The 22,676-nt window shown below is 57.5% G+C and carries 22 protein-coding genes and 1 tRNA gene; 7 read left to right on the forward strand and 16 right to left on the reverse strand.

All coding sequences use genetic code 11. The features are described 5' to 3' along the window. The first annotated feature begins 299 nt into the window (after positions 1 to 299). From nac to AX755_RS20865, 6 genes are all read left to right on the forward strand, one after another. Positions 300 to 1,217 (forward strand): nitrogen assimilation transcriptional regulator NAC, encoded by a 918-nt coding sequence (nac, locus tag AX755_RS20840; RefSeq protein ID WP_010432103.1) that lies wholly within the window; start codon positions 300 to 302, stop codon positions 1,215 to 1,217. 96 nt (positions 1,218 to 1,313) lie between these two features. Continuing rightward, entirely contained in the window at positions 1,314 to 2,264 is a 951-nt protein-coding gene (gene cbl, locus AX755_RS20845) for an HTH-type transcriptional regulator Cbl (RefSeq protein ID WP_013097829.1), read from the forward strand. A 358-nt stretch (positions 2,265 to 2,622) separates the two neighbouring features. Further along, positions 2,623 to 2,997, forward strand: a complete 375-nt coding sequence (locus AX755_RS20850; protein WP_020687566.1) for a type II toxin-antitoxin system RelE/ParE family toxin — start codon at positions 2,623 to 2,625, stop codon at positions 2,995 to 2,997. Further along, positions 2,981 to 3,283, forward strand: coding sequence for a helix-turn-helix domain-containing protein (locus AX755_RS20855; RefSeq protein ID WP_062857367.1), 303 nt, complete (start codon positions 2,981 to 2,983; stop codon positions 3,281 to 3,283). The genes AX755_RS20850 and AX755_RS20855 overlap by 17 nt, the downstream gene beginning before the upstream one ends. Before the next feature lie 308 nt (positions 3,284 to 3,591). Then, the gene (locus tag AX755_RS20860; protein WP_020687575.1) at positions 3,592 to 3,849 is read left to right on the forward strand and encodes an AbrB/MazE/SpoVT family DNA-binding domain-containing protein; all 258 of its coding nucleotides are present in this window, start codon (positions 3,592 to 3,594) and stop codon (positions 3,847 to 3,849) included. Then, the gene (locus tag AX755_RS20865; protein ID WP_020687576.1) at positions 3,850 to 4,182 is read left to right on the forward strand and encodes a type II toxin-antitoxin system PemK/MazF family toxin; all 333 of its coding nucleotides are present in this window, start codon (positions 3,850 to 3,852) and stop codon (positions 4,180 to 4,182) included. 55 nt (positions 4,183 to 4,237) lie between these two features. On the opposite strand, the gene AX755_RS20870 is transcribed toward AX755_RS20865, so the two are convergent. The 6 genes from AX755_RS20870 to AX755_RS20895 form a co-directional block, all read right to left on the reverse strand. After that, a tRNA-Asn gene (locus AX755_RS20870) sits at positions 4,238 to 4,313 on the reverse strand. Between the two features lie 168 nt (positions 4,314 to 4,481). Next, positions 4,482 to 6,671, reverse strand: a complete 2,190-nt coding sequence (locus AX755_RS20875; protein ID WP_062857368.1) for a TonB-dependent siderophore receptor — start codon at positions 6,669 to 6,671, stop codon at positions 4,482 to 4,484. Between the two features lie 26 nt (positions 6,672 to 6,697). Next, complete coding sequence (locus AX755_RS20880) at positions 6,698 to 8,023, reverse strand: lysine N(6)-hydroxylase/L-ornithine N(5)-oxygenase family protein (RefSeq protein ID WP_062857369.1); 1,326 nt, start codon at positions 8,021 to 8,023, stop codon at positions 6,698 to 6,700. After that, positions 8,020 to 9,762, reverse strand: coding sequence for an IucA/IucC family protein (iucC, locus tag AX755_RS20885; protein WP_073971489.1), 1,743 nt, complete (start codon positions 9,760 to 9,762; stop codon positions 8,020 to 8,022). Before iucC ends, AX755_RS20880 begins: the two co-directional genes overlap by 4 nt. Further along, positions 9,759 to 10,706, reverse strand: a complete 948-nt coding sequence (locus AX755_RS20890; protein ID WP_062857370.1) for a GNAT family N-acetyltransferase — start codon at positions 10,704 to 10,706, stop codon at positions 9,759 to 9,761. Before AX755_RS20890 ends, iucC begins: the two co-directional genes overlap by 4 nt. Next, positions 10,706 to 12,448 carry an IucA/IucC family protein gene (locus AX755_RS20895; RefSeq protein ID WP_062857371.1) on the reverse strand — a complete coding sequence of 581 codons (1,743 nt, stop codon included), beginning with the start codon at positions 12,446 to 12,448 and terminating at the stop codon, positions 10,706 to 10,708. The genes AX755_RS20890 and AX755_RS20895 overlap by 1 nt, the downstream gene beginning before the upstream one ends. Positions 12,449 to 12,586: 138 nt before the next feature. On the opposite strand from AX755_RS20895, the gene AX755_RS20900 reads away from it, so the two are divergent. Further along, positions 12,587 to 13,798: an MFS transporter gene (locus AX755_RS20900; RefSeq protein WP_062857372.1), complete on the forward strand. Its 1,212-nt coding sequence runs from the start codon at positions 12,587 to 12,589 to the stop codon at positions 13,796 to 13,798. Here AX755_RS20900 and mtfA read toward each other — a convergent pair. The 10 genes from mtfA to fliE form a co-directional block, all read right to left on the reverse strand. Next, positions 13,795 to 14,592, reverse strand: coding sequence for a DgsA anti-repressor MtfA (gene mtfA / locus AX755_RS20905; RefSeq protein ID WP_029881844.1), 798 nt, complete (start codon positions 14,590 to 14,592; stop codon positions 13,795 to 13,797). The two genes, AX755_RS20900 and mtfA, sit on opposite strands and share 4 nt — an antisense overlap. A 228-nt stretch (positions 14,593 to 14,820) precedes the next feature. Continuing rightward, positions 14,821 to 15,363, reverse strand: coding sequence for a chorismate mutase (locus AX755_RS20910; protein WP_062857373.1), 543 nt, complete (start codon positions 15,361 to 15,363; stop codon positions 14,821 to 14,823). A gap of 343 nt (positions 15,364 to 15,706) precedes the next feature. Then, positions 15,707 to 16,114, reverse strand: a complete 408-nt coding sequence (locus AX755_RS20915; protein ID WP_062857374.1) for a flagellar protein FlhE — start codon at positions 16,112 to 16,114, stop codon at positions 15,707 to 15,709. After that, positions 16,111 to 18,204 carry a flagellar biosynthesis protein FlhA gene (gene flhA, locus AX755_RS20920; protein WP_045292616.1) on the reverse strand — a complete coding sequence of 698 codons (2,094 nt, stop codon included), beginning with the start codon at positions 18,202 to 18,204 and terminating at the stop codon, positions 16,111 to 16,113. The genes AX755_RS20915 and flhA overlap by 4 nt, the downstream gene beginning before the upstream one ends. Continuing rightward, positions 18,204 to 19,349 (reverse strand): flagellar biosynthesis protein FlhB, encoded by a 1,146-nt coding sequence (gene flhB / locus AX755_RS20925; protein ID WP_062857375.1) that lies wholly within the window; start codon positions 19,347 to 19,349, stop codon positions 18,204 to 18,206. Before flhB ends, flhA begins: the two co-directional genes overlap by 1 nt. Before the next feature lie 18 nt (positions 19,350 to 19,367). Next, positions 19,368 to 20,006, reverse strand: coding sequence for a protein phosphatase CheZ (gene cheZ, locus AX755_RS20930; protein ID WP_062857376.1), 639 nt, complete (start codon positions 20,004 to 20,006; stop codon positions 19,368 to 19,370). Between the two features lie 5 nt (positions 20,007 to 20,011). Continuing rightward, positions 20,012 to 20,398 (reverse strand): chemotaxis response regulator CheY, encoded by a 387-nt coding sequence (gene cheY, locus AX755_RS20935; protein WP_013097813.1) that lies wholly within the window; start codon positions 20,396 to 20,398, stop codon positions 20,012 to 20,014. Then, on the reverse strand, positions 20,388 to 21,464 hold the full coding sequence (locus AX755_RS20940; RefSeq protein ID WP_073971490.1) for a protein-glutamate methylesterase/protein-glutamine glutaminase: 1,077 nt from the start codon (positions 21,462 to 21,464) through the stop codon (positions 20,388 to 20,390). The genes cheY and AX755_RS20940 overlap by 11 nt, the downstream gene beginning before the upstream one ends. Next, entirely contained in the window at positions 21,461 to 22,315 is an 855-nt protein-coding gene (locus AX755_RS20945; RefSeq protein ID WP_029882508.1) for a CheR family methyltransferase, read from the reverse strand. The genes AX755_RS20940 and AX755_RS20945 overlap by 4 nt, the downstream gene beginning before the upstream one ends. 16 nt (positions 22,316 to 22,331) lie before the next feature. Then, on the reverse strand, positions 22,332 to 22,655 hold the full coding sequence (fliE, locus tag AX755_RS20950) for a flagellar hook-basal body complex protein FliE (protein ID WP_013097810.1): 324 nt from the start codon (positions 22,653 to 22,655) through the stop codon (positions 22,332 to 22,334). Between the last annotated feature and the right edge of the window lie 21 nt (positions 22,656 to 22,676).

Below are 22,676 nucleotides of genomic sequence, written 5' to 3' on the forward strand. Positions count from 1 at the left end.
GTAACGACCTGCGTACGCCTTGTCAAAGGGTGAAACCACGCTTTGCGTCTGTTTGCTGACAATTTCAGCAAAGTGGCGATTTTGCCAACGTAATGCACCGTTGTGGTGCGGATATACCTCTTATGGGGCAGATCATAAACCGCTGTTTCAGTAATAAATCCGGCGTCTATGATTAGATTTCCTTATTTTCAGGCGCTTAGCGAACAAATCAGACCTGCTGGTAAAACTGGCATTCATATTGCAAAACCTGTTCAACAACAACAGCCAGTACCGGCACAGCATTTCGAACAGGGGGCAAAATGAACTTAAGACGACTGAAATACTTCGTAAAAATCGTCGATATCGGCAGCCTGACTCAAGCGGCGGAAGTGCTGCATATCGCGCAGCCTGCGCTGAGCCAGCAGGTGGCTACTCTGGAAGGCGAAATGGATCAGCAGCTGTTGATCCGCACCAAACGCGGCGTGACCCCAACGGAAGCAGGCAAGATCCTGTATACCCACGCGCGCACCATTCTTCGTCAGTGCGAACAGGCGCAGCTGGCGGTAAATAATGTTGGTCAGACGCTGAGCGGACACGTTTCCATCGGGCTGGCACCGGGGACCGCAGCGTCTTCAATCACCATGCCACTGCTGCAGGCGGTGCGCGCTGAACTGCCGGAAGTGCTGGTCTATCTGCACGAGAACAGCGGCTCTGTCCTGAATGACAAGCTGCTTAATGGCCAGCTGGATATGGCGGTGCTTTACGATCGCTCTCCGGTTGCGGGGATCACCAGCCAGCCGCTGCTGAAAGAAGATCTGTATCTCGTGGGCACCCGCGATTGTCCGGGGCAGAGCGTTGACCTCACTGCGGTTGCAGAGATGAATCTTTTCCTGCCGCGTGATTACAGCGCCGTGCGCGTACGCGTGGACGAAGCGTTCTCCCTGCGCCGCCTGACGGCGAAAATCATCGGTGAAATTGACTCCATCTCCACGCTGACTGCGGCGATCGCCAGTGGGATGGGCGTCACGGTGCTGCCAGAATCCGCCGCCCGCTCGCTGTGCAGCGCAGCAAACGGCTGGATGGCGCGCATCACCACGCCATCAATGAGTTTACCGCTGTCGCTGAACATGTCCGCCCGCGGCTCGCTGTCGCCACAGGCGCAGGCGGTGAAAGAAATTTTAATGTCACTGGTCAGTAAGCCATCGCTGGAGAATCGAGAACTGCAGCTCGTGAGTTAATATTCCAGAAAAGCATAAGATGCTGGTTTTTATTATTTGTTCTGCAGCTCAGCTGACTCTAACAATAGAGCTATGTCAGATGCGCCGGAGTGAATCGTGAATTTCCAGCAACTTAAAATTATCCGTGAGGCGGCCAGGCGGGACTATAACCTGACCGAAGTCGCCAATATGCTTTACACCTCCCAGTCGGGCGTCAGCCGCCATATTCGCGAGCTGGAAGAGGAACTTGGCATTGAGATTTTTATCCGTCGCGGCAAGCGCCTGCTTGGCATGACGGAGCCAGGTAAAGCGTTGCTGACCATCGCTGAGCGGATCCTCAACGAGGCCAGCAATGTCCGTCGCCTGGCGGATCTCTTTACCAATGATGCCTCCGGCGTGCTCACCATCGCCACTACCCATACTCAGGCACGTTACAGCCTGCCGCCGGTGATAAAAGCGTTTCGTGAAATTTTCCCTGACGTTCGCCTGGAGCTTATTCAGGGCACGCCGCAGGAAATTGAAATGCTGCTGCAAAACGGTGGGGCGGATATTGGTATCGCCAGTGAACGCCTGAGCAACGACCCGCTGCTGGTGGCCTTTCCCTGGTTCCGCTGGTACCACAGCCTGTTGCTCCCGCTCGATCATCCGTTGAATCAGGTTTCACCGCTAACGCTGGAAGCGATCGCGAAATGGCCGCTGATTACGTATCGCCAAGGTATTACCGGGCGTTCGCGCATCGATGAAGCATTCAACCGCAAAGGGTTAACGCCGGATGTGGTGCTGAGCGCACAGGATTCCGATGTGATCAAAACCTACGTTGAGCTGGGGCTGGGCATTGGCCTGGTCGCGGAACAGTCCGGCGGCGAGGGCGATACCGGGAACCTGGTGCGTCTGGATACACGTCATCTGTTTGACGCCAATACCGTATGGCTCGGCCTCAAGCGCGGACAGCTACAGCGCAACTACGTGTGGCGCTTTATCGAACTCTGTAACGCCGGGCTGTCCGTTGACGAAATCAAACGCCAGGTGATGGAGCCGGAAGAAGTGGCGATTGATTATCAGATATAGCTGCTGGCTTGCCCGGTAGCGCTGCGCTGACAACGTGTGGGATCATCGATTGACTAAACGTCCAGACTACCGTACTGGCTAGTGACATCGACGTTAACAGAGGCAAGCCAGAGATGGCCCATTTCGTCGAATGGCTGGATGAGGAAGTGGCGGCCTGGCGGCCGTTAACGTAGTCCCGAACTCTTTTTTACGATACTGCTCGCAGTGCGGTGAGCACCTGATGGGGGATTCACCGAAATACTCCTGCACGTCTTCAGCTTTCGCGTAACAACACAAGAATAACGCTCATTCTCTCAGGATAATCGCTGCTATAGCTTTACAGCTATATAGTTTGTGATCTATATTTTATGGAGGGAGTGTGTGGACAATTAACACGACGGACAGGTTCGATTGCTGGTTTCGTTCACTTGACGATACTGATCGGGCCAGCGTGCTGGCAGCACTGCTTGTTTTGCGAGAAAAGGGGCCTGCTTTGTCGAGGCCCTATGCCGATACGCTTAAAGGCTCTCGTCACAGCAACATGAAAGAGCTGCGCATTCAGAGTAAGGGCGATCCGTTGCGGGCATTTTTCGCGTTTGACCCAAACCGTACCGGCATTGTGCTCTGTGCCGGCAATAAGGTCGGCAACGAAAGACGCTTTTACGATGAAATGCTTCTGGTGGCCGACCGGGAATTCACTCACTGGTTGAATACATTAAAAGAGAGGACGTTACGCGATGGGCAGAAACCTTGAGCAGCTTATAGCGGATGAAAAATCGGATGTTGTTGCCAGCGCTCAGGCAATGGCTGCCGACATTTTGCTTAATATCCATCTGGCAGAGCTACGTGAAAAGGTGCAAAAAACGCAGGTTGAAATGGCGCAGGCGCTGGGTATCCGACAGCCCACCATCGCGGTCATGGAAAAGCCCGGGCGCGATCTGAAACTCTCTTCACTCAAGCGCTACGTTGAGGCTGCGGGTGGAAAGCTTACGCTTGACGTTGAGTTACCGGATGGTTCGCATTATGAGTTTGTGCTGTAGGGCACAAAAGCAAAAAGCCTGCTTCAAAAGCAGGCTTTTCAAATTTGGTTCCCTTCAATCGCTCGAGCGCTGTCACTTCGCCGACACGGCTTCAATTCTGAAACCGCCTCGCATTTCGTTTATCCGATCCACCATATTCCTTTGAAGCACATTAACAATTTTCTATTATCGGCCTTCCTGGCACGAGCAACGTTCCCGCCTGCTTTCTTCACATTTTTTACGCAAAGGAAATCGCCATGAATCTGATTAATAATTGTGCACATTCTGCCGTGGATGTTATATTAAAATATAATATCCGGAGGTGCTCTATGTATACAACTCGCCTGAAAAAGGTTGGCGGTTCCATCATGCTGGCGGTTCCTCCCGCCGTGCTGAAGACGCTGGAGCTGTCGATAGACAGCGAAGTGGGCATGACGATTGATAATGGCTGCCTGATAATTGAACCCCAGAAACGGCCACATTATTCGCTGGAGGAGCTGCTGGCGCAGTGCGATCCGCATGCTGAAATGAGCGAAGAGGATCGGGAATGGATTGATGCGCCTGCAACAGGAAAGGAGATCCTGTAAATGGACCGAGGGGAAATCTGGCTTGTTTCACTGGATCCGATTGCTGGCCACGAGCAAAGTGGAAAACGTCCGGTACTCATCGTATCGAAGGCATCGTTTAACAAGGTGACCCGGCTACCGGTAGTGGTTCCCGTCACTAGCGGCGGTAACTTTGCTCGTACAGCAGGTTTCACCGTTTCACTGGATGGGGCAGGGACAAAAACAATGGGCGTTATTCGCTGCGACCAGCCCAGAACCATCGATATAGTGGCCCGGAACGGGAAACGGCTGGAACGCGTACCTGACGCCGTCGTAAATGAGGTGCTTGCCAGGCTGGATGCGATTTTGAGTTAATCGTCAGAGACGCACAAAAGCAAAAAGCCTGCTTCAAAAGCAGGCTTTTCAAATTTGGCTCCTCTGACTGGACTCGAACCAGTGACATACGGATTAACAGTCCGCCGTTCTACCGACTGAACTACAGAGGAATCGTGTGAACGAGGCGCATAGTAGCGACCTCGGTTCGGCTTGTCAAAGGGTGAAAACACCGTTTTTGATCGTTTGCCGACAATTTCAGCAAATCGCTGATTTTATAGCAAATTTGCGCTGAAATTACACAGCAGGATGCGCCGCCCGCGGGCAGGCGGCGCAGTTGTTTAGAACAGTACGGAGTAGTTCAGACCAAACGTGCGGCCACGGCCTTTATAGGTATACAGACCCGGAGCGCCATACGTTGGGCTATACAGCCCCGGTGCGCGCTGTCCCCAGGCGGTGGTGTAGTCTTTGTCCAGCACGTTTTCCACGCTGAAGCTCACTTTACCCACCGGCAGGGCGTAGCTGCCCAGGAAATCTACCGTGTTATAGCCATCGATCTTCTTACCGTCGGCATCAGAGACGTCAAAGGTCTGGGTACTCTGCACGCGCAGGGTCCAGTCGCCCGGCGCCCAGTTGATCCAGGCGCTGGCTTTCGACGGGCTGGCGCTGTCTACCGTCAGCTTCTCCCATTTACCGTTTTCACGGGTTTCAGACTTAATGGCGTTAAAGTTTGCGCCGGTGCTCCAGTCGCTGTCGGTGAAGAAATAGTCCACCTGACCTTCCACCCCGTAGATACGACGCTTGTCGTCTTCCAGGTTGATGGTCATATCGGTTTTGTTGATGGTGATGGTTTTATCCGAGAGCGAGTAGTACGCCGCAACCTGCGTGCGCAGGTTATCACCGGTGTAGCGCCAGCCCAGCTCGTAAGCGTTAACCTTAATGCCGTCCAGCGTCGAGTCGTTAACGTTCACGCTGTTCAGCAGGCGATAGTGCCCGTCGACAAGCTGATAGGTGCCGGAGCCGTAGTACTTCGCCAGGTCCGGAATTTCAAAGCCCTGAGAGAAGTTAAACCACAGCTGCTGCTGTTCGGTCAGGCGGCCAAGGATCCCGGCGTTAAACAGGAAGTTGTTGTAATCGGTCTTCCCGCCCGGCACCGCGTCTGCTGAGGTGGCTTTCCCGGTGGCAATGGCCTGCTGCTGGGCGTAGCCAACAAAATCATCCACCTTGTTTTCGGTGTACTGGTAACGCACGCCGCCGCTCAGGGTGATGGCGTCAATGTCGTAGCTCGCCTGCAGGAACGGGGCGAGGTTGGTAATGCTGTAACCCGGATAACGCCCCACGTTGTACGCATTGTCCAGCTTCATGCCGCCGCTCGCTGCCGCTTTACTCAGGTCGAAGAACTGCTGGTTGGCGTCGAAGGTTTCATGGTCGGCGTCCACACCCCAGGTGAGCGTCAAATCATCCACCGGCTTGCTGTTCAGCGTTAGCTTGCCGCCGTAAAAATCGGTTTTCTGCTGGGAGGCACCGATGCTGGTCACCGTCCCTTTGCTCAGGGTCGGGAACGGGTAGTAGGTCAGGCTCTCGTCACGATAGTAGATCTGCGCGACCAGGTCCTGACCCCAGAAATCGGTATTAGAGTACTGCAGGTTAATCAGATGGCGCTCGGTACCGGGAATACGGTCAGAATCCAGGTTGTTTTTGTTATACGCGGTGGCATCACCCGTTACTGCCGAGAAGTTCTTCCCGAGGTACAGGCCGTGTTTGCCATCAGATTCGCTCTTGTAGTACTGGGTGGTTAACTGCAACTGCTGATGATCGTCAATATTGATGGTGCCTGTGCCCATCACATCAATACGGTCCGAATACTGTAAGCCGGTCTGGGTGTTATCGATAATCACCTCGTCGCCGTTGCCGTCATACCAGCCGCCGTAACGCTGATAAGACACGGACAGACGACCAGACGCATTATCATTGCCGCCGCTGACCGCCGCCGACACGTTCTCATCGTGGTCGTTGTGGCTGTTAAACCCGCTTTTTGCCCCGGTCTGGAATTCGACTTCCGTCTCCGGCTGACCTTTTTTGGTGACGATGTTCACCAGGCCGCCGGTACTGCCGCCGCCGTACAGTGAAGTAGCGCCGGAAATCACTTCAATTCGGTCGATGTTGAACGGATCGATAGAGTCAAGCTGACGGCTGTCGCTGCGGGAGGAGTTCAGACGCACGCCGTCCACCATCACCATCATTGAACGGCCGCGCAGGTTCATACCGTAGTTGGTGCGCCCCTGGCTGCTGACGTCCATGCCCGGGATCAGCTGCGCCAGCACGTCTTTAATCTCTTTCCCGCCCTGAACCTGCTGCTCAATTTCCGCACGCTCGATAACCCAGGTGGTCTGCGCCATCTCCGCCACGCTGCGGTGTGCGCGGCTGGCGGAGACAACGATATTTTCTTCCTTTTGTTCTTCTGCCCACGCAGAGGTCGAAAGCATGGCAAGCAAGCACGGATTTAAAACCCAAAGATGAGAACGTTTCATTGTTATGTTGATCCTGATTGTGTGTGTCAGTACTCGGTGGTCTGTGCTAATGATTTAAAAACCTGGCTGTTATCCGTGCTGGTGGTGCTACGCCAGTGGATCACGCCGGGGGTAGTAGCCAGCTCAAACGGCTCGTCGTCGTGCGCGCGATTGAGAATTCGCGCGGCGCGCCAGGCCATCAGGCTGAGCTGGGGTTCGGCAATACCGAGACGGTGCATCCCGGCATTCACGGCAAACAGGCGGTTGCTCTGCGGGCCGTCCCATTCAAGGGTGAAATCGTTGTTGATGTGAAAAGCTTCGTCGGCATCCAGGTGCAGACGATGGGAGAGTGGCGCCAGAAACGCAGGCTGCGCGGCGCGGTAGCCCGTGGCAAAGATCACCACGTCGCTCTCCAGCTGTTCACGGCCACTGTCGAGGTGATGCTGTAGCGTCAGGCGTTGCCCGTTTTGCAGCCGCGTGAGTGCGGTTACCGAGCGGGACGGCATCAGGTGCGCCCAGGGTTTTTCACGCAGCACTTCAAAGCGGTGGTACATGGCGCGGTAAATCGCCAGTAGGGACTCGGTGGTGATACCGTCAGAGGTCATCTTCTGCTCGTGCAGCATCTGCCGACGGGCCTCTTCACCAAGTGTGGAAAAGCTGTCCACGTACTCCGGCGTGAAATACTCGTTGGCAAATGCGGCCTCATCCAGGGCGTTGTAGTTGTTGCGGCGCGACACCCAGTTCAGGCTCAGCGGCTGACCCCACTCCCCGCGGAAGATATTCAAAAACAGATCGGCACCGCTCTGGCCGCCGCCAACGACGGTCACCCGTTTGCCCGCCAAATCTGGCGTGCGCAGCATCATCTCGCTGGCGTGGAAGCAGCTGTCATCCTGCGAGGTCACACAGTCGGGGAGGTTGATCTGTTTACCAATCCCCACGCAGACGTGGCGCGCCAGGAAGCGATCGCGCTGGGTTACTACCTCAAACAGGCCCTTTTTCTCATCAAAACTCACCTGCTGTACCTGCTGGCTGAAGGCGAGGTTGGTGAGGTTTTCCGCCGCCCAGCTCAGGTAATCAGCAAACTCCTCGCGGGAGACGGTGCGCTGCTCGGTGGTCAGAAAACGGTAGAACTTTTTACGCTGTACCAGGTAGTTCAGAAAGCTGTGGCGGTTGGTCGGCTCCACGGCGCTGACCAGATCCTTCAGGAAGCTGGTTTGCATGTGGCAGTCCGGCACCATCATCCCCGGGTGCCAGGAGAAATGCGGCTTACGTTCAAGAAACAGTGAACTGAATCCGTCCAGCCCCTCTGCAAGGGCAGCGATGCTGAGGTTAAACGGGCCAATACCAATGCCGATGAAATCATACGTTTTCATTGCGCTGACTCCTGGGAGACCAGAAAAAGGGGGTTATCGAGATCGCAGACGTAGTTCGGCAGCATGCGGCTGCCACCGTCGTGTTCGGAGAAGGTGAGTTTGACCGGGTTGAGGATCACGCGAATGATCTGCGGCTTAAACAGGTCGAACTTCGCGAAGCGCCCGGCAAGATCCGGATGTGCGGCCATATAACGGCGTAAAACCTGCGCCAGGATCTGGTAGAAGCGGGTTTCGCTGACGCCGCTTTGCTGCGTGAGACGCGAGATAAAACGCAGCACCGTCACGAAGTTGCCGGTTTGCAGGTCATGGATGATGTACTCCGCGCTCAGGCGCGCCGTGACGGCTTTCACCTGTTGCGGCAGGCTTTCCGCCTGCGGGAAATCTTCATCGACCAGCCGCATATCACCCTGGAAATCCTTCAGCAGGATGCGCTGCGGCACGTAGTCTTTCATCACCAGCGTCACGTTCTGGCCGTGGGCGATGAGCGCCACGCCGTAGCGGCAGAGCAGGTGATAGAACGGGATCACCGTGGCATCGAACAGTTTTTCCAGCCAGGCTTCGGCAGTTAATCCCGAATGGGCAATCCACGCGTCAATCAGCGGGCGTCCGGCGTTGTCGGTCTCCATCAGCGCCGCCATCAGCACCGCCTGCTCGCCGTCCTGCAAATAGCAGGACGGGTTTTCGCGCCAGATCACGCCCAGCATCTCCTGATAGCGATAGGGCGCTTTCGGTAATGCGGCGTAACCGGTATGCGCCAGATATCCGGCGGCGGGTTCGCCAAGCACCTGCGCGCCAGAGCGGGTGAGGGTGGCGTCGCTGGCAAACTGCTGCTGTAACCAGCGCGAAGCCAGCGGACCGGCGGCAATGTACTTGCCCGGAATACCGCGATAGCAGGAGGTGTTGTAGATGGTCAGCGGCAGCTTGATGTCATACGGCGCGCGGCGGCTGGCGTTGGTCAGCGTGCGCAGGGACTGTTGGGCCAGATACTCATCGCCAAATTCCCCCAGCTCTACCATCTCACCGCGCGCGAGCTGGGCCAGGAAATGGACGGCAATTTTTTGCTGCCACTGCCACGGGTGCAACGGCACCGGTAGCCAGCTGTCGTCAAGCTTCAGCGCCTGCCAATGGGCGTCAAAGCGCGCGCGCTCGGCACTGTCCATGGTGCTGGCCAGCAGGGTGTTGATATCGCAATCGACATCGCTGCTCCAGACCAGATGCTCGCGCTGCACGGCAACCCAGTGCAGGCGAAAACGGCCACGGTATTCCGGCGCGTACTGGCGCAGCGCCTCCAGCCCCCAGCCGCGGCGTCCTTTGTTAAAAATGAACTTGGGATGGCCGCTCATCAGACACTGGAGTTCGTCCGGGTCGAGATGAATAAGCGCGTCGGCATCCAGCGTCTCTCGCGCCTGCAGCAGCTGCATGTCGCCCCGCAGCGTGGCGTAAAGATCTTCCAGATGCTCTGCCGTTTGTGCGTCGCTCATCTCCAGCACCGTCGCCAGCTGCAGAAACGCGCTTTCCGCTTCCACGGCGGCACCGCTGGTGGTGGTCAGACTGGCGGGATCGATATGTAACCAGCCCCAGATGCCGCGCGTGGCGCGAAACTGCCAAGTTTCGCTGTCCATGGTGATTTGCCAGCGGTCAGCGGCCAGCGGCTCGGCGCTCAGGGTACGTTCGTATTCCAGCTCGGCGAGGATCTTCGCCACCATCTCGCGGTTCACTTTTTGCCAGAGTGCGTTCACAGTCCCACCTCGCTGAAGAAGCGGTGACGCTCGCTCATGATGAGGCGCGAACGTTTATGCGGGAAGTCGAACTCTTTAACGGTGTCGAAACCGGCAGAAGCCAGATGACGGAACAGGCGCTGATTGTCGAAACGTGGCTCAGCGACAATGCGCGTCGTGCGCGGTTCATCCAGCCACAGATAGTGGCTCAGACCGCGCAGCCAGCTACGGATATACTGCGCGCCGCGCCAGTTCTCTTCGCCGACCAGCATATGCAGCCCACGGTCAAACGGCTGCCAGCGATAGTGGCGTCCGATACGGTCTTCTGCGGCCCAGTAGAGTTCAAAATAGCCGAACGGCTGATCGTCAAAGCAGCCGATAACCGGATAGCAGTACGTCGAGTCGAGCTGACGGCGCAGGTAGTTTTCCTGCTCTTCCTGAGGACCGGCCATCTCCCAGAACGCGTTGACGCGCGGGTTGTTCATCCACTGGGTAAAACGCTCACCGTCCAGCGCCACGTCGGCCACGCGGAAGCTCAGGGTGCGTTTAATTTGTGCATCGTAACGGCGATAGACTTCCCCTTGCGGACGGTGAGGGCGCAGCGGGAAGTAAAGCTGACGGCTCTCATCGAACTGCATGCCACCGCTGGCCTGCGGACGCTCCCCCTGCAGCCACAGCGGCAGCTGCCAGAAGGTCTCACGGGCCAGATAATCGCCGCTGGCAAGCGCGAATAACGCCTGCGCCTGCGGTTCATCCTGCCAGGCTGCCCACGGCAGCGTGATGCCGGTCAGTGCCGGTGCGGCGACAAACAGCTGATCCATTGCCTCGACCAGCCAGCCGTCCGGGATATCGCGCAGGCGCTCCAGCACCGCGCTGCCGTCGAGGCCTAAGGTCAGCGGCAGGGACGTGTCCGTTGCGGTGCAACGAAAGCCGTAGCCGGAATGGACGATATTCGCGTTAGCCATCACGCCTTCTCCTTGTAAAACGGGTTGCTAAAGTCGAAATAGATCACTGCCGGATCGGCAATCGTGTTTTCGTTGCGATCGTGCAGGTAGCAGAAAAAGTTGCCTTTACAGTTCCAGGTCGGGCTGTCCAGCACGTAGTCGAGGCAGCGGGTCTGCTTCGCGGTCTGGCGCAGGTTGGCCAGCGCGTCACGCACCCGTGACATCAGGCTCTCTTCGCTGTCGAAACCTGCGGCAGCGAGGGCGGCGGTGACGGCGAGTGTGGAGTTCAGCAGCAGGTAATAGGGGAAGTAGCGCAGCAGCTGGCTCTCGCCGAAGCGGTTTTCCACCTCGCTTTCACCTGCCTCTTTCAGCCACGCGTCGGCCCCTTCGGTCCAGGCGCTGCCCTGGCAATCACGGTAGATAAGCCCGACCGGGAAGTCCTGCTGCATCTCCACAAGAATGTTTTGCTGATGTGCCAGCAGGACCAGACCGTAATCGGCTTCGGCGCTGAACAGCGGAAGGAGAACGCGGTCGCAATAGGCGTCCAGCCAGCAACGCGCGGCCTGGGCAAGGGGGAGATCCAGACGCTGGCTGAGACGGCGGACCGCAGCCGCCAGCAGGCTGTCACCGCCGTCCGGCGCGGCCTGCGTCAGGCTCACCAGCACGTTGGTTTGCGTATCCGGCGTATCAAACAGCAGGTTCACGCGCAGCGCCATCAGGCTCTCTTCCTGAATGGCGCCGCTTTCGTCACGCAGACCCGCCCAGCCGTCTTCCTGCATCACGCGCATGGTGGGGTAGCGCGCCTGGAGCTCCTGCCAGCGCGCCGTCTTCGCCAGACGCGCCAGACGCATCCCGCGCTTAACCTCTTTCACCGACAGCGTGCGCACGGAGTTTGTCAGGCGCACGCTCAGGGAAAACTTAATCATGTCACTGTTGGTTTCGCTGTACAGCGAGCGGGAGGAGCTGGTGGGCAGCCACTGCGCGCCCGCTTCGCCCAGATCCTGCAGGGCTCCCTTCGCCACCAGTCGCTGGCACCAGTCCTGACCGAGCAGGTACTCCGCCTGCCACGGGTGCATCGGCAGCAGCCAGCGGGTGTCGGTGAAATGACCGAGCAGTTCAGGGGCGCTCTGGGCCGCGAAGCGCAGCAGGCGTTCACGCAGGGAGACGTTCAGACTCTCGCCAGCGATCAGTTCACTCTCAACCGCAAACCAGCGCAGCGGAAAGCGGGAGGCGAAATCGGGCAAATAGCGGCGGGCTTCGGCTTCGTTAAACGGCTCGTGTGACTTCGGGGCCGGATGGAATGCGTGGCCGACCAGCAGCGCCTGTTCCGCCTCGGCGAATGTCAGCGGCGTGTCGCGCAGGTTTGCCCAGCGGTGACGCAAGTCGATCGCCTGCCAGGTATGGGCATGGCTTTCAAGGGCGCGCTGCTTAAAACGCGCCAGCGTATCGGCATCCAGTGAGCCTTTTACAGCAGGTTTTTCAAGAATTAAATCAACCAGTTGAAGAAAGGTGACGGCGTCACTACGGTCGCTGTCGGTCTGGATGAGCGTTGCCGGGAAGCGATACTGATGATGCTGGGTTGTGGAGAAATAGTGTACTGAAACCCGGATGGCCTGGGTTTGCGAGAGCGGGATATGGATCTGCGATAGCTCATCCGCAGCGGTAGCGGGGAGATAGCGCCAGTCCTTCGTTTCGCGCAACAGGGCGTTTAAAAAACACTGGGCCGCAACGTCTGTACCGGCAGAGCGGGGCAGAGTACGCATAGATGTACCTCATTCCATGACTGATAATAATTCTCGTTATGATATTCATTCTGTTTACAGTCGCAACTATTTTTGCAATATTTGTTTTCATAAACTTCATGATTTCCACACATTTATTGACACTATGTTCACAATTCTATGCGCTCACTTTCCGACACTCTGACCGACAATCTCGCCCCGAAAGCGAACTGGCCCCTGGCATTGTGTGCCGGTTTACTGGGGATCGGGCAAAACGGTTTGCTGGTTATGCTGCCGCAGCTGGTCACGATGACCGGGCTATCGCTCTCCGTTTGGGCGGGTCTGTTGATGTTCGGTTCGATGCTCTTTTTACCGGCTTCGCCCTGGTGGGGACGCCAGAGCGAGCGGCACGGCTGTAAAAACGTGATGCTGGCCTCGCTGAGCGGCTATCTGGCAAGTTTCTTCGTCATGGCGCTGGTGGTCTGGGCAATGGCTAACGGGATGCTTAATGCCGCCTGGGGGCTGGCAGGGCTTATCCTCTCGCGCACCCTGTACGGCCTGACGGTCTCTGGTCTGGTGCCGGCGGCTCAGACATGGGCCATTCAACGTGCGGGTCTGGAGAAAAGAATGGCCGCGCTGGCGACGATAAGCTCGGGCCTCAGCTGCGGGCGTCTGCTGGGGCCGCCGCTGGCAGCGCTGATGCTCAGTGTTAACCCAGTGGCACCGCTGTGGCTGATGGCTATGGCTCCGTTTATCGCCCTGCTGATGGTGCTGCGTGAAGTGGCCGATCCGCCTTTACCGCCAGTGGCGCAACAGGCGACGCGGCTGCAGGCATCAATGCTGCCTTATCTTATGCTGGCGCTGTTGCTTGCCGCGCTGGTGAGCCTGATGCAGCTTGGCCTGTCACCCCATCTCCGTCCGTTGCTGGACGGCAATGCGGCGCAAATCAGCCATCACGTTGCGCTGCTGCTGAGCCTGGCCGCGCTGGCAACGCTCGCTGCCCAGTTTCTGGTGGTGCGTCCGCAGCACTTTCGCCCGATGACGTTACTTTGCCTGGCAGCGGTGCTGATGGTGGTCGGGCTTGGGGTGATGTGTCTCGCGGATGTGGCGCTGTTCTATGTGGGGATCGTCATTACCTCGCTGGGGGCGGCGATGGCAACGCCCGGCTATCAGCTGCTGCTGAACGACAGGTTAACGACAGGCAAAGGGGCGGGGGTGATCGCCACCAGCCATACGCTGGGCTACGGCGTCAGCGCGTTGCTGGTGCCGCTGGTGACGCGCGCATTCGGTGAAACGTTTTTAATCGTGGCCGCCTGGGCAATGGCGCTGCTGTTTTTAGCCTTGAGCTTAGGGGTACGGTCGGTTGAGCGTACCCCAGAAACAGGGGCCTAGTGGACGTGACGGGAGGCGGTGCTGCCGGAACCCTCACTCTGGCGCAGACGCTGCAGGGGATCCTGCTGATAAAAATGACAAAAACGTTGCCACAGGGCCGGGAAACGCGGGGCGAACAGCTCCGGGGCGCTAAAGAAATACTCTGACAGCACCGCAAAACACTCGGCCGGATCGGTTGCCGCATAGGCATCAATGCTGGCCGCGCTTTCCCCGACAAGGTCAATCTCATCCTGGATATTTTCCATCGCTGCATGCAGGTCGTGCTCCCAACCGGCGACTTCACGCAGCGGGATCAGCGGAACACCGCTGGCGCGATCGCCGTTGCGGGTATCAAGCTTATGCGCCACTTCGTGAACAATCAGGTTAAACCCGGACGCGTCGAACGAGTCCTGAATATCCAGCCAGTTGAGGATGATGGGGCCTTGCTGCCAGCTTTGCCCGGACTGCACCACGCGCTGGTTATGCACCAGACCAATGTCATCTTCCCACTCGTCATCAACAATAAACGGCGCGGGGTAGATCAGCACTTCGTGGAAGCCATCCAGCCACTCGATACCCAGTTCGAGCACCGGCAGGCAGAAAAGCAGGGCGATACGCGCGCTTTTAAGTGCATCCAGCTCAAACCCCTGCAGCGGAACCAGCCGCTTTTGCTGCAAAAAGCGATCCGCCAGTTGAATGAGCTTTGACTGTTCATCCGGCTGGAGGTTGGCCAGCACGGGGATCGCCAGCGCGTCATCCCACGGCAGCGCCACATGTTGACCAGCGTCATTTGATTTCCAGGGCCACTTAATCATCGCTGTGCTCGCAAACTCGTCACGTGTACAAAATTGAAAGGTCAGGTTCCGTTAACATGCCAAAGAACCCGGCATGAAGGCAACTATAAAACGTAGAGATGTGGGAATGGCAGGAGAGGCCAGCCCTCTGCCATTATTCAAACACTTATCCCGTTTCCTTTCAGTGACAAAAATCCCATTGAGACGATCCCCAGCGGAAAACATGGCACAACGGGTGACAAAGGGCGTTTATCGACGTTTGATTTCCCCGAGCGCGTCGATCAGTTGCGCCTTCTCCAGCGCTGAGATCTGCTTATCGTTCAGCAACCCGGAGAGCTGGCGGTCCTGCTCTTCACCAAATCCGCCACCGGTCATGATTTGCCGGCTAATCAGGTTCAGGATGGTGTTATCCAGTTGAAGAATTTGTGCTCTTACTTCTGCCAGCGGGCGGGGCTGCCACGCTTTTTCAGGCTGCAAACGCCAGCGATCGAGATAGCGGTACTGGATGTTTTTACTGACGGCCATCTGTGTCTGGATAAACGCATCAATACTCTGCGGATCCAGCATGACGTCACGCGCAGCATCCTGTGCTTTCAGCAGAACATTTTTTTCTCGAGGGAGATCCTCAACGGGAAGATGGTTCGCCGCCTTATAACCCGCCACATCCTTCATCACCTCGAATCGTGTATTTAATGCCTCAGCCAGCTCAGGAAGGGTTGCCGAATTCACGGAAGCAGCCAGCGATGAACCACACATTAAAATTGACGAAACCACAACTGCGAAATAGCGCACGGTTATTCTCCCGCAAAGATGAATTGAGCATCTATTATCGCAGCCTGTTTATTACAGGCAATCGTTTATAACGTTAATAAACGGCCATATTTGTAAGCATTTCAGGGGACGGATAGAAAATAAAAAATCCTGATGAATAAAGTCATCGATAGCGCAAATGTCTTTAATCTTATTGCCAAATTTCGCATTTCCAATTGCTATGCCTGGAATATGCTACCGAGCGACATCTTATTCCCCATTTCAGAAATAACATGAAAAATAACCACCCTATGTTCGGACGAAAATGAAGAAAATTTATAAAAATGAGTCAGACAAATCACCGACGGCAACGTATGGGATACGCTTAACCCCGGTTGCGATAACTCACCGTCACCTGATTACTCAGCACATGCAGCGGTGCGTCGAAACGCCCCCCCGCGCTGGAATAATATTCAAAACGAAACGGGCCGCCAGCCGGCATCCCGGCAGGCAGGGGCAGCTCCCCGGCAAAGCCGGGCAGCGTCAGGCAGCGCGTGGTGCTGCACAGGCGAATGCGAAACCCCGGTGGGGTCAGGCCGTCTGTCTGAATCTTCCAGTACACGCGTGAGGCCACTGCGCCAGCGGGCAGGGGAGAGGGGCTTTGCACCGGTTTGCTTTTCAATACCAGCTGGCCGCGGGTCATCACACCGCCAAAGCTCTCTCCGCTCCAGGAACCGTCCGCCGCGACAGCCAGCGGCGACACCAGAAACAGTGCAAGCGCTGCTCTCCTCATCCTTTGCCCCCAATCAGATACGTCATCCGCACGTTGCGCTGGGTATTGATCTCCTGGCTGGAGAGCACCGCCAGCTGCGGGAAGATGCGGCGCAGGTAGCGCGACAGCATCAGACGCAGGGCCGGGTTCACCAGCAGCACCGGCGGTGCGCCCAAACCTTCCTGGTGCTGCAGCGCCTTTTCGGTCTGCTTCATCAGGTTTTCAGCTATGCCCGGCTCAATTGCGCTGCCGCTCTGGGTCGCCTGGATCAACAGCTGCTCCAGGGAGAGATCCAGGCCAATCAGCTGAATGTCCTCCTCACCCGGGAACCACTGCTGGGTTATCGCCCGGGAAAGGCGCGCCCGCACGCGGGTGGTCAGCTCATCAGCATCGCTCTGGGCGGTGGCAAACTCTGCCAGCGTATCGATGATGGTACGCATATCGCGGATCGGCACGCGCTCGGCCAGCAGATTCTGCAGCACCTTATGCAGCGTGGTCAGGCTGATGACCGCCGGGATCAAATCTTCCACCAGTTTCGGTGAATGTTTGGTGATCTGGTCGAGCAGCTGCTGCGCCTCCTGACGACCAAACAGCTCCTCGGTATGGGTGGTGATCAGATGGTTAAGGTGCGTTGCCACCACTGAACTCGGATCCACCACCGTGTAGCCCAGCGTCTGCGCCAGTTCGCGGTGGACTTCGTCAATCCACAGCGCAGGCAGACCAAAGGTGGGCTCGGTGCACGGCGTGCCGGGCACTTCCCCCTCGGCGCAGCCGGGGTTGATCGCCATCCAGCGATCCGGCTGCACTTCCCCGGAACCAATGGTGACCCCTTTAAGCAGGATGCGATAGTGCGTTGGTGCCAGATCCAGGTTGTCACGGATATGCACGGCAGGCGGCAGGAAGCCCATCTGCTGGGCAAACTTCTTGCGAATGCCGCGCACGCGGGTCAGCAACTGGCCCTGCTGTTCGTGATCCACCATCGGGATCAGGCGATAGCCCACTTCAAGACCCAGAGTATCTTCCATCTGAACATCAGACCAGGAGGCTTCGTTCACCTGCGCCACCTCCGCGTCTGCCGCATCGGCATCCGCCTGTGTGCCGCCGGTTTTTTTCGCTTCACCTTCGCGGCCGCGCAGCCACCAGGCGACACCCAGCAGCGTGGCGGTAAACAGCAGGAAGACGAAGTTAGGCATGCCGGGGATCAGGCCCAGCAGACCAATCACGCCTGCCGCCAGCACAATCACGCGCGGAGAGGTAAACAGCTGGCCCACCATCTGCTCGCCCACATCCTGGTCGTTGGCAACGCGGGTCACCACCACGCCAGCCGCGGTGGAGATCACCAGACCCGGGATCTGTGCCACCAGACCATCACCGATGGTCAGCAGGGTATAAGTCTCACCGGCTACGCCCACGGACATGTCGTGCTGCATCACACCGATCACCAGGCCACCAATAATATTGATCGCCATAATCAGCAGCCCGGCGATGGCATCGCCACGCACAAACTTACTTGCACCGTCCATCGAACCGTAGAAGTCGGCCTCCTGCGTCACCTCTTTACGGCGGCGTTTTGCCTCTTCTTCACCGATCAGTCCGGCATTAAGATCGGCGTCAATCGCCATCTGCTTACCCGGCATCCCGTCGAGAGAAAAGCGCGCGCCCACTTCTGCAATACGTCCGGCACCCTTGGTGATCACCATAAAGTTAATGATGATCAGAATGATGAACACGATGATACCAATGGCGAAATTACCGCCCACCAGGAAGTGGCCGAAGGCCTCCACCACCTGACCCGCGGCTTCCGAACCGGTATGGCCGTTCATCAGGATCACGCGCGTTGAGGCGACGTTAAGCGCCAGACGCAGCAGGGTGGAGAACAGCAGCACCGTCGGGAACGCCGAGAACTCCAGCGTGTTCTGGGTAAACATCGCGACCAGCAGGATCATGATCGACAGCACGATGTTGAAGGTAAACAGCAGATCCAGCACAAAGGTCGGCAGCGGCAGGATCATCATCGCGAGGATGGTCATGATCAGTACCGGCCCGGCCAGTACCTGCCACTGGGTTTCCTTCATGTTGGGTAATCGTAATTTGGTGGCGATATTGGCCATCACTCTCTACTCTCTTGTGCAAAATCCATCCCCGCCGGAACGGGAAGATCTTTAGGTGTCAGCGGACGTAAGCCATAGCCTTTACGCCAGCGCTTAAGGCCATAAACCCAGGCCAGCACTTCCGCCACCGCGCTGTACAGCTCGGCGGGAACCGGTGTGCCGGGGTCACAGTGGCGATACAGGGCGCGCGCCAGCGGCGGCGCCTCAAGCATGGGGACCCGGTTCTCTTCGGCCAGTTCGCGGATGCGCAGGGCGATAAGCCCGCTGCCGCTGGCAACCACCATCGGCGCGCCCATGGCGCCTTCCTGGTACTTCAGGGCGACCGAATAGTGGGTCGGGTTATTCACCACCACGTCAGCGGTGGGGACGTCGCTCATCATTCGCTGCTGCGCCATCTGACGCTGCAGTTGGCGAACCTTGCTTTTAATCAGCGGGTCGCCTTCCTGATTTTTGAATTCGTCTTTGATTTCCTTCAGGCTCATGCGCAGCTTTTTGAAGTTGCTCCAGAGCTGGTACACCACGTCGAACGCCACCATCGGGATCAGCGATAAAATAATGACCAGCATGCAGCCCATCAGCAGGGCGCTGATATCACCCAGCGCCATGCGCAGCGGTTCATACATCAGGCTGATAAACTTCCCTTTGTTGAACCACAAAAAAAGCCCGCCGCCGATGCCCGCAAGCGTTACCTTCAGAATGCTTTTCACCATCTCCGACACCATCTGCCCGGAAAACAGGCGTTTGATGCCGCTGATCGGATTGAGCTTTTTGACGTTAAATTTGAGGGCTTTGGCGCTCATATTCAGGCCGCCAATCAGCGACGGTGTGGCGACGGCGGTCAGAAACAGGCCACCGACGAACGGCAGCAGCGCCATAAACGCCATTCCCAGCAGCGATCCGGCGTGATGCAGCATCTGCTGCGGATCGCTGACTAACAGCCTGTCAAACGTTAAGCCGTTATGCAGCAGATGCTGCAGCTGTTTTGCCAGCCAGGCGCCCGCCACCAGCAGCAACCCCCAGCCTGCCAGCAGCATCAGGAGGCTCGTCAGCTCGCGCGATCGGGGAACCTGTCCCTCTTCGCGCGCTTTTTGCTTTCGGTGGGGTGTGGGGTCTTCTGTTTTTTCGCTGTCGTTTTGTTCTGACATGACGTTTGCCCGGCGGGATTAGAAGCCGAGTGACTCCAGCAGGTCGTCCACCTGCTCCTGAGAGGCCACAATGCCTTCGGCGCGGGTATCGATCTGCGGACCGTTCTTCAGATGCGTGTCACCGGTGGCGGCGCTGGCGTCGCGCTCGTTCATGTTTTCCACCAGCACGCTGATAAGCTCTTTCTCAACGGTCTCAATCACATGCATCAGGCTTTGCAGCACCTGTCCGGTGAGATCCTGGAAGTCCTGCGCCATCATGATTTCGGTCAGCTGGCGGTTGGTCTGCTGGGTTTTCTCCGGCACGTCGTGCAGGAAGGCGCGGGTGGCTTTGACCAGCTCGCGGGCATCCTCCAGCGGCTGCGGATGTTCAAACCAGGCGTCCCAGCGCGCGCTCAGCGCAGTGGCGTTATCGCTCAGCCCTTCCTGCAGAGGGCGCGCCACTTCCACGCTGGTCAGCGCGCGATCGGCGGCCTGTGAGGTCTTGCCGACCACATAGTTCAGGCGGTCGCGGGTGTTCGGAAAAGCGTCGGCGACTTCCATAATCGCCTGTTCAAGACCGAGGTTGGCCATGCTGTCGCGCAGCAGACGGGTCAACTGTCCGATGCGAACGAAAATCTCAGTGGCGTTATCCGCCTGCATATTTAACGGGGAGTTCATAAGCGTTACCCGAGTTTTTCAAAGATTTTGCCAAGCTTTTCTTCCAGCGTGGCGGCGGTAAATGGCTTAACGATGTAACCATTGGCCCCCGCCTGCGCGGCAGCGATGATATTCTCTTTCTTTGCCTCAGCGGTCACCATTAGCACCGGCAGCTTTGCCATGGTGGCATCGCTGCGAATGGTTTTCAGCAGCTCCAGACCGTCGATGTTTGGCATGTTCCAGTCGCTGACGACGAAATCAAAACCTCCGGCACGCAGCTTGTTTAGCGCGTCCTGACCGTCTTCGGCCTCGTCAATGTGCTTGTAGCCCAGATCCTGCAGCAGGTTGCGTACGATGCGTCGCATGGTGGCGAAGTCGTCCACCACCAGAAAACGCAAATTTTTATCCGACATGGGGGGTATCTCCTGAACGTGAGTCGGTTTTGGATGAATTATGTTTATGGAAACTGTCCAGTAGGCACTGGCTGATATCGTCGAGGTCGACGACCTTCTTCGCCGCACCTAACGCAATCGCCTCGCGCGGCATGCCGAACACCACGCAGGTGGCTTCGCTCTGCGCGAGGGTAAACGCTCCGGTCTGGCGCAGATGCAGCAGGCCGCGCGCGCCGTCCGCGCCCATGCCGGTCAGCAGGGCGGCGCTGGCATGCTTGCTGGCCTGACGCGCCACGGAGTCAAACAGCACATCCACTGACGGACGATGACGATTCACCGGTGGGGCATCGCTGAGCCGGACCCGGTAGCCGTAGTCCTGACAGATAACCTCCATATGACGATCGCCCGGCGCAATCAGGGCGGTTCCTGGCCGCACGGGTTCGCCATCCTGCGCTTCACGCACCGCAATCTGACACAGTGAGTCGAGTCGCTGGGCGAAAGAGTGGGTGAAACCGGCGGGCATGTGCTGGGCTATTACAATCCCTGGAGTACTGACCGGCAGCGGCATCAGTACCCGACGCAATGCCTCCGTGCCGCCGGTAGAGGAGCCGATAGCGATGAGGCTCTGCTGGCGCACAGGGATCCCGGCGAGCACCGGTCTGGCGTCGGGGGCATGTTGCGCCAGCTTCGCGCGAGCGGCGACGCGGATCTTCTCCGCCACCAGCTGGCTCCAGCTGTCGATATTCTCTGCGCCGCGATGCTCCGGCTTGGGCAGAAAATCGACCGCACCGCGCTCCAGCGCAGTCATGGTGGCTTTCGAGCCGCGGGTGGTCAGGGAGGAGATCATCACGACGGGCATCGGGCGCAGGCGCATCAGGCGGGAGAGAAACTCCAGCCCGTCCATCCGCGGCATGTCGATATCCAGCGTCAGCACGTCCGGGTTGAGCTGTTTAATCAGCTCGCGCGCAATAAACGCGTCCGGCGCCGTGCCGACCATTTCCATATCAGGCTGCTGATTGACGACCGCGCTGAGCATGTTACGCATCAGGGCGGAATCATCGACCGCCAGCACACGAATCGACTTCACCGTGTGGCCTCCGTCAGTTCATACACCGACTGCCCTCGCAGGCGCAGCGGAATATGTGCATGGTTAAAATGTTCCGAATGGCCGACAAACAGCAGGCCGCCCGGCTTGAGCAGACGCGCAAAGCGCTGCAACAGGCGCTGTTGCGTCGGCGCATCGAAATAAATCATCACGTTGCGGCAGAAAATGGCGTCGAACGGCCCGGGAACGGACCACTTTTCATCGAGTAAATTCAGCTGCTGGTAGTGAATGGCGGACAGCAACTCCTGTCGGGCTTTCACCCATTCGCTGTTATCACCCGCCCCGCGCAGAAAATAGTGACGCTTTTGCGCCAGCGTCAGCGCGTCCAGATCGCTCAGGCGGTAGATGCCCGCTTCCGCTTTTGCCAGCACCTCGGTGTCGATATCCGACGCCCAGATCCGCGGTCCGGCCACCGACGCGCCCAGCTGTTCATTCAGCGTCATGGCGATAGAGCAGGGCTCTTCCCCCGTGGACGCCGCGGTACACCAGACGCGGTAGCCGTTAGCACGCTGACGCGCATGTTCCGCGAGGATCGGAAAGTGATACGCCTCGCGGAAAAAAGAGGTCAGGTTGGTGGTCAGCGCGTTGATAAAGTTCTGCCATTCCGGATGCTCTGAGTGTGACTCAAGCAGGGCGATATAGTCGCTGAACGTGGCAAGCCCCAGCGTGCGCACGCGACGGGAAAGACGATTAAAAATCATCTCTCGCTTCTGCGCGTTAACGACAATTCCGGCGCGCTTATAGATTAATTTCCCGACACGCTGTAATTCGCTGTCAGTCAGAGAAAGCGTATTCAGGGATAAGCGTGCAGAAGTGCTGATAATTTCACTCATAGAATTGGGGCAGACCTTAAACCGGTGTATTCATTATTTCCTGATACGCACTAATCATCTTATTTCGTGCCTGCATGCCAAAGCTGAATGAAATAGACGATTTCTGCATCGCCAGCATCACGTCATTCAGGGCAATATCGCCACTGCCGGACATCCACTGCTGTGTTTTGCTCTTCGCTTCAACCTGGGTTTTATTTATTTCATTAATGCTGTTAAATAAAACGTCAGAAAAGGAGGGGGCGTCGCCGCGAGAGGTCTGCAGCCGGTGAGACGGGCCGCTGACCTGCTGCGCCTGGCTCTGAATTTGATCGAGTACGCCACGCATTAATGTCGCTGACATTCTTTTTATTCCTGGTAATTA

The organism is Enterobacter sp. SENG-6 (assembly GCF_001605945.1).
Classification (GTDB): domain Bacteria; phylum Pseudomonadota; class Gammaproteobacteria; order Enterobacterales; family Enterobacteriaceae; genus Enterobacter; species Enterobacter cloacae.